General features: G+C 40.1%; 14 protein-coding genes. 5 read left to right on the top strand and 9 right to left on the bottom strand.

Features of this window, described 5'->3' with window-relative positions; translation table 11 throughout:
* Nucleotides 1-9 precede the first annotated feature (9 nt).
* The gene (gene hutC, locus BM380_RS14025; protein ID WP_090494871.1) at nucleotides 10-738 is read right to left on the bottom strand and encodes a histidine utilization repressor; all 729 of its coding nucleotides are present in this window, start codon (nucleotides 736-738) and stop codon (nucleotides 10-12) included.
* Between the two features lie 110 nt (nucleotides 739-848).
* Between hutC and hutI the strand changes: the two genes are divergently transcribed.
* Nucleotides 849-2,096, top strand: a complete 1,248-nt coding sequence (gene hutI / locus BM380_RS14020) for an imidazolonepropionase (RefSeq protein ID WP_090494869.1) — start codon at nucleotides 849-851, stop codon at nucleotides 2,094-2,096.
* A 59-nt stretch (nucleotides 2,097-2,155) separates the two neighbouring features.
* Nucleotides 2,156-3,880 carry a GGDEF domain-containing phosphodiesterase gene (locus BM380_RS14015; protein WP_090494868.1) on the top strand — a complete coding sequence of 575 codons (1,725 nt, stop codon included), beginning with the start codon at nucleotides 2,156-2,158 and terminating at the stop codon, nucleotides 3,878-3,880.
* 6 nt (nucleotides 3,881-3,886) lie between these two features.
* Here BM380_RS14015 and BM380_RS14010 read toward each other — a convergent pair whose 3' ends face one another.
* Nucleotides 3,887-4,936, bottom strand: coding sequence for a formimidoylglutamase (locus tag BM380_RS14010; protein WP_090494866.1), 1,050 nt, complete (start codon nucleotides 4,934-4,936; stop codon nucleotides 3,887-3,889).
* Between the two features lies 1 nt (nucleotide 4,937).
* Nucleotides 4,938-5,435, bottom strand: coding sequence for a ribonuclease E activity regulator RraA (gene rraA, locus BM380_RS14005; protein ID WP_008115004.1), 498 nt, complete (start codon nucleotides 5,433-5,435; stop codon nucleotides 4,938-4,940).
* A 428-nt stretch (nucleotides 5,436-5,863) separates the two neighbouring features.
* Here rraA and BM380_RS14000 point away from each other — a divergent pair, with 428 nt between their 5' ends.
* Nucleotides 5,864-7,744 carry a methyl-accepting chemotaxis protein gene (locus tag BM380_RS14000; RefSeq protein WP_090494865.1) on the top strand — a complete coding sequence of 627 codons (1,881 nt, stop codon included), beginning with the start codon at nucleotides 5,864-5,866 and terminating at the stop codon, nucleotides 7,742-7,744.
* A 70-nt stretch (nucleotides 7,745-7,814) separates the two neighbouring features.
* Here BM380_RS14000 and BM380_RS13995 read toward each other — a convergent pair whose 3' ends face one another.
* From BM380_RS13995 to priA, 5 genes are all read right to left on the bottom strand, one after another.
* Nucleotides 7,815-8,189, bottom strand: a complete 375-nt coding sequence (locus BM380_RS13995; protein WP_008115008.1) for a gamma-butyrobetaine hydroxylase family protein — start codon at nucleotides 8,187-8,189, stop codon at nucleotides 7,815-7,817.
* A gap of 65 nt (nucleotides 8,190-8,254) precedes the next feature.
* A complete protein-coding gene (gene hslU, locus BM380_RS13990; protein ID WP_013463899.1) occupies nucleotides 8,255-9,583 on the bottom strand; it encodes an HslU--HslV peptidase ATPase subunit in 1,329 nt (442 codons plus the stop codon).
* Nucleotides 9,584-9,595: 12 nt separating this feature from the next.
* A complete protein-coding gene (hslV, locus tag BM380_RS13985; RefSeq protein ID WP_008115012.1) occupies nucleotides 9,596-10,114 on the bottom strand; it encodes an ATP-dependent protease subunit HslV in 519 nt (172 codons plus the stop codon).
* An 80-nt stretch (nucleotides 10,115-10,194) separates the two neighbouring features.
* Nucleotides 10,195-10,722, bottom strand: coding sequence for an SPOR domain-containing protein (locus BM380_RS13980; RefSeq protein ID WP_008115014.1), 528 nt, complete (start codon nucleotides 10,720-10,722; stop codon nucleotides 10,195-10,197).
* Between the two features lie 20 nt (nucleotides 10,723-10,742).
* The gene (gene priA, locus BM380_RS13975) at nucleotides 10,743-12,926 is read right to left on the bottom strand and encodes a primosomal protein N' (protein WP_090494863.1); all 2,184 of its coding nucleotides are present in this window, start codon (nucleotides 12,924-12,926) and stop codon (nucleotides 10,743-10,745) included.
* Between the two features lie 230 nt (nucleotides 12,927-13,156).
* On the opposite strand from priA, the gene rpmE reads away from it, so the two are divergent.
* Complete coding sequence (gene rpmE, locus BM380_RS13970; protein ID WP_008115018.1) at nucleotides 13,157-13,372, top strand: 50S ribosomal protein L31; 216 nt, start codon at nucleotides 13,157-13,159, stop codon at nucleotides 13,370-13,372.
* Between the two features lie 524 nt (nucleotides 13,373-13,896).
* Nucleotides 13,897-15,138: a malic enzyme-like NAD(P)-binding protein gene (locus tag BM380_RS13965; RefSeq protein WP_016899301.1), complete on the top strand. Its 1,242-nt coding sequence runs from the start codon at nucleotides 13,897-13,899 to the stop codon at nucleotides 15,136-15,138.
* Between the two features lie 68 nt (nucleotides 15,139-15,206).
* Here BM380_RS13965 and metJ read toward each other — a convergent pair whose 3' ends face one another.
* Nucleotides 15,207-15,527 carry a met regulon transcriptional regulator MetJ gene (gene metJ / locus BM380_RS13960; RefSeq protein WP_008115021.1) on the bottom strand — a complete coding sequence of 107 codons (321 nt, stop codon included), beginning with the start codon at nucleotides 15,525-15,527 and terminating at the stop codon, nucleotides 15,207-15,209.
* Between the last annotated feature and the right edge of the window lie 103 nt (nucleotides 15,528-15,630).

Genomic DNA, 15,630 nt, shown 5'->3' with positions numbered 1-15,630 from the left:
TAAATAGTATTAAGCGTTATGCGCTTTATTATTATTTTTAAATGTTAATTGCCCGCCCAAGCGGTACTTACTGCCAGGCGATATAAGTCGTGCAAAGCTAACAATCCCGTTAACCGACCAAGTGCGGCGTATTACTTGTAAGCATGGCTCTTCGTTATACAGGTTAAGCCATTGACACATTTCATTATTTGGCGTTATAGCCTCTACGGTGTGCCTCGCTTGTGTTAAAGGGGCAACCGTTGATAGGTATTCGTGTGGGGTGAGAGCGGTAAAATTTTGTTGTAAATAATCCTTGGCAAGTAACGGGTTTACAAAACGTTCTTCAACTTGCAAGGGACTGTCATTTTCGTTATGAATAATGACACTTCTATACACCACACTATCTACCTCAACACCTAAAGCAATAGCAATTGGCGCCACGGCATTGATTGATTCCAACACCTGTACTGTGCAGCTGTAGTTTCCGTTTCGCTCTTTGACTTCATGTGCAATGTTTTTTATTTCGAGTAATGATGACTGCGACTTAAAGCTTGCGACAAAAGTACCTAGCCCTTGGCTACGGGTTAAAATGCCTGTATCAGTTAGCTCACTTAACGCTCGACGTGCGGTCATTCTGCTTACCGCAAACTGCTTTGCCAGTTCATTTTCTGAGGGCACGCGTTGGTTTTCAAGCCAAAGCCCACTGCGTATTTTGTCCACAATAAACTGTTTTATTTGTGTAAATTTAGGTGTTGGCATAAACGCTTTTGGTGTATTAAAAATAAACAATACTTAATAAGATGGCATAATTACCTTGTATATACAAGATGTGTTGTTAAACTCGTTTGAACATTATCGCGGAGAAACTTATGCAAGCCACAGAATCTACAGAACAGTTAAATGATATCGATTTATTGCTCACAGATGCCAACATTGCGACCATGGATAGCAATATTGATGCGCCTTATGGGGCGATAGAAAATGCGGCATTAGCTATTAAAAATGGCAAAATAGTGTGGCTAGGTAAGCAAGCTGACTTACCTAATTTTGATGTGTTAGCCACTCCGATATTAAGTGTAAAAGGGCAATGGTTAACCCCAGGCTTAATTGATTGCCATACTCATTTAGTGTTTGCCGGTTCTCGTGCGCAAGAGTTTGAGCAGCGTTTGCAGGGCGTGAGCTATCAGCAAATAGCAGCGCAGGGAGGGGGAATAGCAAGTACAGTTAAAGCAACCCGAGAGGCTGACCACGAACAGTTATTTGTAGCAGCAAAAGAGCGTTTAAATGCATTGTTAGCTGAAGGGGTGACGACGGTTGAAATTAAGTCAGGGTATGGGCTTGATATAGACAATGAGAAAAAAATATTGGAGGTGGCTAGGCTATTAAATCAACATCATCCTATTGAAGTGGTTAACACCTTTTTAGGGGCACATGCGCTACCTTTGGAGTTTAAAAACCGCAGTGATGATTACATAGATTTGGTATGCAATGAAATGCTCAACACCCTTGTTGAACATGACCTAGTGGATGCCGTTGACGTATTTTGTGAAGACATTGGCTTTAGCTACGCACAAACTCAACGCGTATTTGATGCAGCTAAAAAACAGGGTTTGGCAATCAAGTGTCATGCCGAGCAATTATCAAATCAACACGGTGCAGCGCTGGTAGCACAATACAATGGCCTGTCGGCTGATCATTTAGAATACCTTGATGAAGCCGGCGTTAAAGCTATGGCAAACGCAGGCACTGTGGCGGTATTACTGCCTGGGGCTTTTTATTTTTTAAAAGAAACGAAATACCCACCAATTGAGCTGTTAAAGAAATACAAAGTACCCATTGCGATCGCCAGTGACTTTAATCCCGGCACATCACCCTTGTGTTCGTTGCAATTAATGATGAATATGGCCTGTACCTTATTTAATTTCACCCCAGAGCAGGCATTAACTGGCGTAACAGCACATGCGGCTCGTGCTTTAGGTTTTACTGATAGAGGGGTATTAAAAGTTGGCGCTCGCGCAGATATAGCTCATTGGCAAATTGACCACCCTGCACAATTAAGTTATCAGTTTGGGGTAAATAAACTGTTAAATTTATGGATATTGGGTAAACTTAGTTAGTTTGTATAAAATTAACTCTTAAACCTATGTTTTATTTAATGTCAGTGAGTACGTCAGCTATGGATGGAACGTTATTGAGCTACAGCAATTTAGCTATTTTTTTAAGTGGTGCACTTTTAATGGCAATGGTTGCCACGCTATTAACCGTTAAAAGTAACGTTATGAGACTCAGCTTTTTATGTACTGGGCTCATTGGCTTAGCTATGGTCAGTAGTGCAATACCTTGGCTCGCTATTTTACTAGCGCTAGGTTTTGGTTTTAATTTATATCAAGCGAAGTTACAAAAGCAAAAAAAACCGCTTCTTATCAGTGGCTGTGCAAGCGCATTTCTTGTTTTATTATTAATAGGGTATCTCTTTTTTACGCTGCATTTAGCGTGGTTGCTCATGGCTATTTTACTGCTCTCAGTCAGTGGTTTTTTAGCTGATAATGAGCCTAAAACTACTGCGCCTTTAAAGCCGCAAACCGAGCCTGAGGTGTATGTTGAAAACTCACCCTTAGCCAGCTTCCCCGATAAACAACAGTTACGTCAAAAGTATAATGAGCTTACCAATGAAGGTTCATTCAGAGCCGCACTTATTGTATTAAGGCTAGAGGGGTTTGCGCAGGTAAATCAGCATATTGGACGAGATTTTGGTGACTTATTGTTGTCGCAGTCGGCAAATCGAATAAAAGACTTACTAGACAGTGATGAAGTGTTGTTCCTTGCTCCGCATGCTAAATTAGCGCATTTAGGCGGGTTAAATTTTGCGTTTATTTGTGATCTACAAAGCCATAATCATTTACATCAACAGCTTATCAAGCAAATTATTGGCGCTACATTAAAGCCCTTTAACGTAGCTAATTGCACTATTGAAGTAAAGGTAAGAGCCAGTTATGTTCATTGCGATCAACAAAGTACGAGCTTTGATGATTTAATTAGTTATGCGTATTTGGCACTTGATAGTCAGCCAAGTAAACAAATAGTGGCTTATCATCAACAAATGACGGTTGAGCATTTAGAACAACAAGCGCGATTAACAGAGCTTGCGAATATCAGCTTTGCTGATGAGTTTGAGCTGTTTTTTCAACCCGTTATTCGCAACGGCGATGGCCAAATTGAATTTTTAGAATTGTTATTACGTTGGCAACACCCCACGCAAGGCACCTTATCGGCAAGCCGATTTATAAATGATATTAGAATTGCAGGGCTTGGTTATTCACTGGCTACCTTTGTTATAGAGCGTGCTGGCGAATTAGCCATGGCACTTCGCATGGAAGGGATGTCGGTACCTTTGAGTGTTAATTTATTTGGCCCAGAAATGCTCAATGAAGAGTTTGTTGATTTTGTTTACGGAGTAATTGGTGAGCATCAACTAAGGCCAGGCGATTTAATTATTGAATGTCCGCTTCATGTTTTTACCAGCCTCGATGATAAAGGCAGAGCCATGATCGCAAGGCTTAATAGTTTAGGTTTAAAAGTGTGTGTTGATGGTTTAGGTGATAACCCTGTATTACTTTCTAAGTTACCAAGTTTAGCGGTGGAGTATATTAAGGTATCTCCTGCCTTAACTGCTGACTTTAGTAATCAAAATAATATACGCAGCTTAGTAAGCGGCATGGTAGAAATGCATAATCAGCAACAAACAAAAGTGATTTTTGAAGGTGTTGAAACACTGGACCAACTTAAATTTGTGAAAAGTTTGAAAGCTTATGCCTCACAAGGCTACTACTTTGGACACCCTTTAAGTAGCTTAGGGTTAATGAGTTGGTTTAAACAGTGGTTACAGGCACAAGAAGACTAGGGAAGATTAGATTTTTTGCTTTGTTTGTAGGTAGGTATTTACTAAGGCGCTGATTACTTGACCACATTGTAATTTACCTGCAGCAAGAGAGTGAGGATGTTGTGACGGTGCTGCTTCGCATAAATGTAAATAAGCACTGTGATGATTACTTGCAGCTAAATAAACATAATGCTCGCCATCGCTAACATCAAAACCGCAATAATTAAATGCGCTTGCAGGCATGTTGGTTAGGCTATCTAAATCAACTTCTATTCCTAACGGTGCGTTATCAAATGCGTTTAGTGCATTGTTAGTTGCCTCCGTTAAACTTATTTCTCGCCTAACATTAATCGCTTGATAGCTGGTGAAACTAAATTTTGCACTTTGCATCGCATTAAAAATTTGTTGATTATTTTTAAGCTCATGTAAGCCAATTACATGATAACTGTTAAGGTGCTGCTCTTGATAGGCGTAATGAAAACCATTGCCACTGTGTCTGCCTTCACACTCTCTAAAGTCGGCATGGGGGTCTAAATTAATGGCGTTAATTGCGCTGTTTTTATATTTTGCAAGCGAGCGAATAATACCTAAGCAGTTGTTATGTCCGCCACCAATAATGATGGGTTCAAGACCGGCTTTAAAAATCATGCTTAAAATTGCTTCAACCCGCACATCAATCTCAGCGCACAACTGACGTAATTGGTCTAAATCGAGAGGATTTTGGTTATCAAGCGAGTGTGCTTGTTCCATTAAGTCATCGAGGTTTACTTCGCCAAGCAGTAACACTTTTTGCATGGCAATAGCGTGATTGTGAGGTTGGTTTAAAAAGTGTTGTAAAAAAGCGGGCCAAGCATGCTGTGCTCCGCCTTTACCTAAATTGGCTCTAGGTCCAATGTCTTCGCAAACGCCCAGTAAAACAAAGCGCATACCAAATTGTGCAGCATCAGTAAGCGCTTGTTGTATATTAACGTTTGCGTCAAGTAATGCCATTGACTGCCACGCTTTTTGTTCACCTGCACGGTTAGAACAAATGCGCTTGAGCGTGCTTTCGTTATATACTTTAAGGTGTGCTGTCACGCTACAGTTCTATTATTTCTAGCTCTAATTCTTCAGCAGAAAGTACAATACCTGTACTGTCGGCATAAACAAAATCATCATCGAAAAATGATACACCCGCAAAGTTAACGCCTATGCCGCTTTCACCCGCGCCTTCACTGTCAGCTGCAACCGGAATTGATCCAATGGCTTGAATTCCTAAATCCAGTTCTTCAAGTTCATCAACATGGCGCAGTGCACCATATACAATAATACCTTGCCAATTGTTTTCAAGTGCCAGCTCAGCCAGTTCAATATCAATTAAGGCTCTACGAGTGGAGCCTCCACCATCAATAAGTAAAATCTGATCTGTACCATCTTGAGAAAGCAATTGACGGATCAGTTCATTATTTTCAAAACATTTTACCGTTTTAATGCGGCCACCAAAACTGTGTCGACCACCAAAGTTGATGAACATAGGTTCAAGCACGTCAACCACATCAGCGAAATGGTCACATAAATCAGAAGTGCTGTAATCCATTATTTTATCCTCAAAAGATACATAAGTTAGTAACTTAGTATACCCTCCTTATATTCAATAACAACGACTTAATTGCAGTAAATTTAGCCAGAAATAGAACTAAATCAATAACACGACTCATAATTTTTTAATAAAATTGTCATCTTTATAAATAAATATTTTTAAAGCTATGGACTGAGCGTTTATAAGTGCGAGAGATTTAAGTTCTGATTGGCGAGACTGTTAAAATTAAACAATACTGTGATCAGGCCGATGATTATATTGTCCATTTGTATAAAGGGAGTTTGTTAATGGTTAAATTTTACTGGTAGCCCTTTTTTATGGTTTTTAATGATAGGCATTATTGTTTATTTCATGTAACAAAATTATGTTAATACAAGAAAGCATCACGTTATACTGAACTGGCAAATTTAATATAGGTATTTACAATGAACTTTTTACAGAATCTAACGATTAAACGTCGTTTACAATTTAACGCATTAATCGTTGGCTTAGCCATGATTGTTATGCTGTGCATCATCATTTATGAAGCACGTATTATGCTTAAATTAAATGAAACTATTCAGTACGCTGAAGAGCTAGATGTGCATGAGCTTTCGATGCGTAAATACGAAAAAGACTTTTTGTTTTACAAAGATGAGTCTAGTTTAGAGCTATTTGCACAAGAATATAAAAAACTACAATTTAAACTAGAAAAGCTATCTGTTTTATCTGCAGATTTAAATATTGCTACGGCTCAGGTCAATCAATTTTCTACGTTAGCCCAACAGTACTATGACGACTTTCAAAATGTTGTAAAACTACAGCGTAAAATCGGGTTGCACCCAAAAGACGCTTTATATGGCGAGCTGCGAGAAGCAGTTCATAAAATAGAAACATTGCTTAGTGAGCAAAATAATTACCAATTACTCACCACTATGCTACAGCTACGCCGAGCTGAAAAAGATTTTATGTTACGTTTAGATACCAAGTATTTAGATCGATTTAATAAATTAGCAAGCGAGTTAAAACAACAAGTAAATGCTGCAGAGCTACCTAATAATTTACGCAATCAATTGGTCTCGTTAATGACCAACTACCAAAATAAATTTACTGCATTGGTAGAGGCGCAGGTGGAACTAGGCGTCGATTTAAATTCGGGTGCCCTAGGGAAAATGAGAATAAGTGTTAAGAAAAGTGATGAAGTGGTCACTTTGATCACTACTGCGACTAAAGAGCAAGTAACTGAAACGGCGCAGCAGGCGCAATTATTGGCAATAGTCATTTTTATAATTGCAAGTATTATCGTTATGCTGCTTGTGTACTTAACCAGTCGTTCAATTATCCAACCTATAGAAAAAGTTTATCAAGCAATAGATAAGATCAGAAAAAGCAATGACTTAAGCTTGTTTATAGAGCATAAAGGGAAAGATGAAGTAACGAGGATGACCATAGACTTTAATAGTTTAATTAGTGACTTTAAAGATCTCATCTATGAAGTAAATACGGCTCTAACAACGCTTAATATAGCAACAGGGAATCTATCTGAAACAACCTCAGCGACTAGCTCTGGTATGCAAGAGCAATTACATGAAGCGGATATGGTAGCAACCGCTGCTACAGAAATGCAGGCAACGATTCAAGATATTTCACACAATACTGAAGCCGCCGCTAAAAAAGCTGAATCGACCAATGTAAGCGCCCAGCAAGGTCAGGTTGAAGTAGAGTCAACCATTAAGCATATTAATGCCTTATCTGATTCACTTGGTAAAGCTTCCAGCGTGGTGTCTCAGCTAGAAAAAGATGGTGAAACCATAGGTTCTGTGCTTGATGTGATACGTGCGATTGCAGAGCAAACTAATTTACTTGCTTTAAATGCTGCCATTGAAGCGGCGAGAGCGGGTGAACAAGGTCGTGGCTTTGCGGTTGTTGCAGATGAAGTGCGCTCACTTGCACAGCGTACACAGGAGTCAACCAGCGAAATAGAAGGCATTATTAACACCCTACAACAGCGTACTCAAGAAGTTGTGAGTATCATGCACCAATGTCGTACTCAAGGTGGCGAAAGTGCTACACAAGCAACAAAAGCGGGTGAGCTGCTAGGATCAATTACCATTGATGTGCAAACTATTATGGAAATGAGTACACATATTGCTACTGCTATTGATGAGCAAAGTCAGGTGGCTTCTGAGGTAAATAAAAACGTGGTCCGTATTCGAGATATTGCCGAGGGGGCTGCGGCTCACTCACAAACTAATGCGCAAACCAGTGAAGAGGTCTCTGAGCAAGCAAGGGTACTTCATCAAGCAATTTCAAAATATAAGGTTTAACTACTAACAGAAAAAAGTGGCTTAATTGCCGCTTTTTTCTCATTCACAGAGTATAAGTTCAGACTAAATACTAGGGGACAAACTTTATGGGTACGCTGTCTTTGTTGTTTTCATGTTGTTTAACACGCTCTAAATACGTATCCCATAAGCTTGTTTGTTCAGCTTGTAACTTAGCAAAATATTGCCAGCTGAACAGCCCGCTGTTATGGCCATCGTCAAACTCTAAACGTAACGCGTAATGCCCTACCGGCGTAATGGTTTTAATACCCACTGCTTGTTTATTTAGTACTAACTTCATAGGCTCAGATCCATGGCCTTGAACTTCTGCTGAGGGAGAGTGTACCCGTAAAAACTCAGCGCTAAATATAACTTCAGAGTTATCATCAAAATAAACATCTAAATTTTTACTCACACTATGATAGTGCACTTTTGTAACTTGTTTCATCGTCATCTCGCTTACAAAAAAGCCTCCATATTGGAGGCTTTTAGTATAACTGTTTGTGTTTTCAATTAAAGAATAAAACGACTTAAGTCTTCATCTTCAACTAGCGCACCTAAGTGTTTTTCAACGTAGGCGGCATCGATAACAAGGCTTGAACCCGCTTTTTCAGAAGCGTCATATGAAATCTCTTCCATTAGCCTTTCCATAACTGTATGAAGGCGACGCGCACCGATATTTTCGGTTTTTTCGTTTACTTGCCATGCTGCCTTAGCAATACGCTCAATTGCGTCGTCGCTAAATTCAATAGCGACTTGCTCTGTTTTGAGTAGCTCGCGTTGTTGCTCAGTAAGTGACGCGTGTGGCTCAGTTAATATACGTTTAAAGTCATCGGCTGTGAGTGCTTCAAGTTCAACACGAATAGGTAAACGGCCTTGTAACTCAGGGATCATGTCTGATGGTTTAGACATTTGGAATGCGCCTGAGGCAATAAACAACATGTGGTCAGTTTTTACCATGCCGTGCTTGGTATTAACGGTAGAGCCTTCAATAAGCGGAAGTAAATCACGTTGTACACCTTCACGACTTACATCTGGGCCAGAGGCTTCACCACGTTTACAAATTTTGTCTATTTCATCAATAAACACAATGCCGTTTTGCTCTACTGCAAAAATGGCCTGTTCTTTTAATTCTTCAGGATTAACCAGTTTACCGGCTTCTTCTTCAGTAAGTAACTTAAACGCTTCTTTAATTTTAAGCTTACGCTTAGTGCGTTTATCACCACCCATGTTTTGAAACATTCCCTGTAACTGGTTGGTCATTTCTTCCATACCAGGAGGAGCCATAATTTCAATATTAGGTTGAGCTTGGGCTAAATCAATATCAATTTCTTTGTCATCTAATTGGCCTTCGCGTAACTTTTTACGAAACGATTGGCGTGTCGATGAATTTTCATCGCGCTGAACTTCACCGTATTGATCTTTCGCTGGAGGCAGTAATACATCTAATATACGTTCTTCAGCCGCTTCTTCAGCGCGATGTTTGAACTTTTTAGTTTGTTGCTCTCGTGTCATTTTAATTGAAACATCAACTAAATCACGGATGATAGTTTCAACTTCTTTACCGACATAACCTACTTCTGTAAATTTAGTGGCTTCAACTTTAATAAAAGGTGCATTGGCAAGCTTTGCTAAACGACGAGCAATCTCAGTTTTACCTACACCCGTAGGGCCAATCATTAAGATATTTTTTGGCGTTACTTCTGCGCGTAAGTCTTCGTTTAACTGCATACGGCGCCAGCGATTACGAAGGGCAATAGCAACCGCTTTTTTCGCTTTAGCTTGGCCAATAATATGTTGGTCTAGCTCATGAACAATTTCTCTTGGGGTCATATCAGACATAGCGAGTTCCTATTACAATTCTTCGATAGTTTGGAAGTTATTCGTAAATACACAGATGTTGCCAGCAATTGTTAGACTTTTCTCTACAATTTCACGAGCACTTAAGTCGGTATTTTCTAATAAGGCGGTTGCAGCTGATTGCGCAAAGTTACCGCCGCTGCCAATTGCGATTAGGTCGTTTTCTGGTTGCACCACGTCACCGTTGCCGGTGATAATTAGCGAAGCTGTTTCATCAGCAACAGCAAGTAAAGCTTCAAGTTTACGCAGGGCACGATCGCTACGCCAATCTTTAGCCATTTCTACAGCAGCTTTAGTGAGGTTACCTTGGTGCATTTCTAATTTGCTTTCAAAACGTTCGAAAAGAGTAAAGGCATCAGCAGTGCCGCCAGCAAACCCAGCGATAACTTTGCCATTATAAAGGCGTCGAACTTTTCGGGCATTGCCCTTCATTACTGTGTTACCAAGAGATACTTGGCCGTCACCACCAATAACAACTTTGTCATCACGGCGTACACTTACGATTGTAGTCATGTTATTCCTCATCATCGCGCTGCAAGGGGCAGCGCGTAAAAAACGATTATGAAGAGGTTATATGGGTGAATGGTTTAAATTCAAGTCCAGCCCCAAATTCCGCAGCCGACAATATTAATTCGTTTAAGTTTGTTCTTGTCACTTTCTGCATGACGCTTGGTTTCATAAGGCCCTAAACGCACTTTGTACCAAATACCATTGCTGCCTGTGGTTTTTTTGATTTCTGAAATTAATCCTGCAAAGGCTATTTTAGCTTTTAAGGTTTCAGCTTGCTGATGGGTTCTAAATGAACCACATTGCATGACATAAGGGCCTTTTTGTTCAAGTTCTTTTACTTCAACCTGAATCTCATGCTCTTTAATTTCTTTAATAAATTTAGGTGGCCGCGGTTTAGCTATTTCTACTTGTTTTTCGGGTGTTGGATTTGCTTGCTTTTCAACAAGCTCTGGATCGGCATTGTTTTTAACAAACCAGAGTCCGTATGCAAAACCACCGATTAGTAACAAGGCAATAATGATTAACAAAAACGGGAAGGGTTTTTTAGCCGGCTCTTGTTTAGTGTTTTTTCTATTTTTTGGTTTTTTATTAATATAATCGTGCTGTGCCATGGTGTTATATGTGGCCTTACCTAAATCATGTCTGTAGGGTCTACGTCTAAACTCCAGCGAACTTTTTGTGCAAGTTTGCTAGTGCTGAGATAATCAACCATTTGCGCGAGATACTGATGTAGTATGCGTCGATCTTGCGCTTGAATATGTAATTGAAAACGATACATTCCCGCAATTTTTTCTAAAGGCGCGGGGATCGGTCCGAGCAATTGTATACCAGATACCCCATTGACAGGAACCAAATCCGTTAGAAAGTCGACGACTTGCTTTATGTTATGCCCTTGTGCGCGAACAATTGCCATACTCGTAATGGGTGGCAACTGTGCATCACTTCGCTCAGTGAGTGCAAAGCGGGCAAAATCTTGATAGCCATTATTAACTAAGTCTTGTAATAGCGGGTGCTCAGGAAAGTGCGTTTGTAATAATACTTCACCGGGTTCGCCAGAACGTCCCGCGCGTCCTGCAACTTGTGTTACTAATTGTGCTAAATGCTCAGTAGCCCTAAAGTCACACGAATACAAACCACTATCGACATCTAAAATAAGTACTAAGCTAACATCAGCAAAATGGTGACCTTTTGCCAGCATTTGCGTACCAACTAAAATACGTGCGCCGCCTTGGTTTATTTCATCCAGTGCTTTTTCAAGGCTACCTTTACGCCGAGTTGAATCACGGTCGATACGGCTGATCGGGGTGTCTGCAAATTCACTACTCAAAAACTCTTCTATTTGCTCGGTGCCCTTGCCGTTAGGAAAGATTTGCGTACTACCACAGTCAGGGCATTGATGTGGTACATGATATTGATCGCCACAATGGTGGCAAATCATTTGGCCTATTGCCTTATGAAAAGTCGCACTGGTGCTGCAGCGGTTACATTCACTCAACCAACCACATTCATGACAAATCAAAGTAGGAGAAAACCCACGGCGATTTAAAAATACCATCACCTGCTTTCCTCTATTCAGGTGCTGGCGCATTATTGCAAGACTGGCATGCGCAATACCGGCTCTATCAGGCTGACCTTTCATGTCGAGCAGCTTAAACTGATTATCGGTGGCGGTTTGTGCGCGCTCACTTAATGTAAGCAACTGGTATTTGTTATTAATAGCTTTATGCAGTGTTTCTAGTGCTGGCGTAGCGCTACCCAAAATAAGTGTAATTTGATGCTGATAGGCACGATACGCAGCTAAATCACGGGCATGATAGCGTAAAGTGTCTTGTTGTTTAAATGAGGCATCATGCTCCTCATCAACCACAATCATCCCGAGCTTTAAAAATGGCAGAAAAATACTCGAACGGGTGCCTATAACAATGGCACAACTGCCTTTTTCACAAAAGCGCCATGTTTGTAGACGTTCGTTATCGGTTAATGCCGAGTGCCATAACATAATAGGGGTGTCAGGAAAGCGACGTCTAAAACGATTGACCGTTTGAGGCGTTAGCCCTATTTCAGGAACGAGCACTAACGCCTGTTCGCCACGTTTTAATACTTCTTCTAGGCATTGCAGGTAAACTTCGGTTTTTCCGCTGCCAGTGACACCTTCTAGCAAAAAGCTATTAAACCCCGTACTTTGATTAATTGCAGTGCAGGCAATGGCTTGCTCTTTATTTAAACGGGGTTTGCTGCCAACCGTTGGCGAGGTATGTTGCCATTGATTGTCGTGCTCAATGGTTTGAACTATTAGCTCTTTATCTAAAAGGGTATCAATGGTTTTTTTATTAAACCCGAGGGCTTTGAGTTCGGTTAATGATGATTTACCGGATGCTGATAATTGCTTAAGCAAATTAAGCTGTGTTTTAGCTTTTAAAGACGGTAAAAGTGCCCCCTTTTCGCTTAATGTCACCATGTTTATACTGGTTTTATCAGGGCACTCACCTTGGCGCAGTGCACTGGGCAATGCAATATGAATAGTTTCACCGAGTGGATAGCAATAATAACGCGCTGTAAATTTCAGTAGCTCTAAATGCTGCGCAGATAACACCGGTGAGTCGTCAATAACTTCAATAATAGATTTTATTTTGCCTTCGGGGACTGCTGTTTCCGCTTTTAAGCTAAGAATAACCGCTACTTTACGTTGATTGCCAAAAGGGACTAACACGCGCATACCAGGCTGTAATTGAGTCAGCGGTACTAATTGCTCATCCACTTTATAATCAAAGGTGCGAGGCAAGGGGACTTTTATTGCAACTTCAGCAAAACGCATAACAACTCAACCAATTAACGTAATGGTTTAATGTACTAAAAATAGCATTAAAAGCCTACCGACAAATCAGTAATGAATAGGTGTTTGCCGACTTTTTAGCAAAAAGGGTAATTAAAGCTTGTGTGCGTGCGGGTTGTTGGATAAAATTCGCGACCAATAAATTTGTTTTAACGACGTATGGTGCCAGACTTCGGGTTTGGAGAGCGATGCGGCCTTAACTAGAGGTTCCTATGAAAGAAGGTATTCACCCTAAGTACGAAGTAATTTCTGCAACTTGTTCATGCGGAAACAAATTCGAAACTCGTTCTACTCTGTGTAAAGACATTCACTTAGACGTATGTTCTGCGTGTCACCCGTTTTACACTGGTAAGCAAAAGATTTTAGACACTGGCGGCCGTGTTGATCGCTTCAACAAGCGCTTCGGTGCACTTAGCAGCAAAAAATAATTTTTTGTTTCTATGTAAAAAAAGCACCTTAGGGTGCTTTTTTTGTGGCCAAAATTTACTTTCCTACCTGCTTTCTTAGCAATTTTGTATTTATTTTTTTTGCATAACTATTTCCTGTTCTTATTCTGAGTATGCATAAACATTTGCAGACAAAACAGCCAATATTCTCTATATTTTTATTTGTTAAACTTTAAAGATGGTACTCAAATGCAGGTAACGTGAGGTTATTTGTGTTTAAAGTTAAATAAAATTCGGTATTTCACTATTTTAATTTAAGACTAAAAAATACGCTTTATAAAAATAGAACAAGGGCAAAAAGTACCTGTATTTTTCATTTTTATGACGAATTTATATTTTAAAAATGTCAGGATAATCTAGGGAAGTTGCTGATAAATCACTTAAAATTAACAGTTCTAGCATATAACAGGATAGACCTGATATTGCTTGGAATTTAAAAATAATAAAGGTATCGTAGATTAAAACTACCTCTCACTTTAACTTAAATTGCAGGATATAATCGCGTTATGTCAGATTTTCGTGAACAAGCACTACATTACCATGCCCATCCCGTTCCAGGTAAAATCAGTATTGAGCTGACCAAGCCCGCTGAGACGGTTAAAGACCTCGCGCTCGCATACAGCCCCGGTGTCGCAGAACCTGTTCGTGAAATTGCCGCTGATCCAGCAAATGCCTACAAATATACTGGTAAAGGAAATATGGTTGCGGTTATTACTAACGGCACCGCAATTTTAGGCTTAGGTAATTTAGGCCCACTCGCTTCAAAACCCGTTATGGAAGGTAAAGCGCTACTATTTAAGCGTTTTGCAGGGTTAGACTCTATAGATATTGAAGTTAAGCACCGTACTACCGAAGACTTTATTAACACAGTGGCTAATATTGCCGACACCTTTGGTGGAATTAATTTAGAAGATATTAAAGCGCCCGAGTGTTTTGAAATAGAAAAAGCGCTTATAGAGCGTTGTAGCATTCCTGTTTTTCATGATGATCAGCATGGTACGGCTATTGTAACGGCTGCGGGTATGCTAAACGCGCTGGAAGTACAGGGCAAAGCAATTGAAGATGCAATTATTGTATGTTTAGGTGCCGGCGCTGCAGCTGTTGCCTGTATGGAGCTTTTAATTAAATGTGGCGCGTTGCGTGAACATATTTATATGTTAGATCGCAAAGGAGTTATTCATACGCGTCGTGATGACTTGAATGAATATAAGCAATTATTTGCAAACAATACCGATAAACGTACTTTACAAGATGTAATTGAAGATGCCGATGTGTTTGTGGGTGTATCGGGCCCTAATTTATTAGCCCCTGAAGATTTAAAATTAATGGCTGATAGACCCGTGGTATTTGCTTGTTCAAACCCCGATCCTGAAATCGATCCGCAATTAGCACACGCTGCACGTAACGATTTAATTATGGCTACAGGTCGCTCTGATTATCCGAATCAAGTTAATAACGTATTGTGTTTTCCGTTTATTTTCCGTGGTGCGTTAGATGTACGTGCCAGTGAAATAAACGACGAGATGAAAATTGCTGCTGTAGAAGCAATCCGCAGTATTGCTAAAGAGCCCGTACCGGCTGAAGTGCTTACTGCCGCAGGCATCGACAAATTAGAGTTTGGTGCTAAATATATTATACCAAAACCAATGGATCCACGTTTGTTACCACGTATAGCTAAAGCGGTTGCGCAGGCGGCGGTTGATTCAGGTGTGGCACAAATTGATATGCCAGAAAACTACATGGCGTAATTGTTAAGTGTAAATTAGCGCAAAAAAAACCTCAGCATTTGCTGAGGTTTTTTTGTATAAAGACCCTTCTAGTCTTCATTTAAAATAGGCACTTCTAGTCCCATTTCTTGCATTATTTTCTTCACTTCTTCAGGTACTTTTTCTGCGTTATCTTTACGCAAATCATCATCATTAGGCAGCGGTTGCCCGGTAAACGCATGCAAAAACGCTTCGCATAAAAGCTCGCTATTTGTTGCATGACGTAAGTTGTTTATTTGACGACGAGTACGTTCATCAGTTAATACTTTTAATACATTTAGCGGGATCGAAACGGTGATCTTCTTTACTTGTTCGGATTTTTTCCCGTGTTCTGCGTATGGGTGAATATATTCACCATTCCATTTAGCCATAAGATGTATCGTTGCCTCAGATTATAAATTGCTCACACAGCATCAAAGCGTGTAAATATGCGTGAAATTCTATCGGTTTAAAAAAGATAGTCAAATACTAGTT

The organism is Pseudoalteromonas sp. DSM 26666 (genome assembly GCF_900116475.1).
Classification (GTDB): Bacteria; Pseudomonadota; Gammaproteobacteria; order Enterobacterales; family Alteromonadaceae; genus Pseudoalteromonas; species Pseudoalteromonas tetraodonis.
The sequence above is the reverse complement of the archived record's forward strand: the minus strand, read 5'-3'. Positions and strand labels throughout refer to the sequence as shown.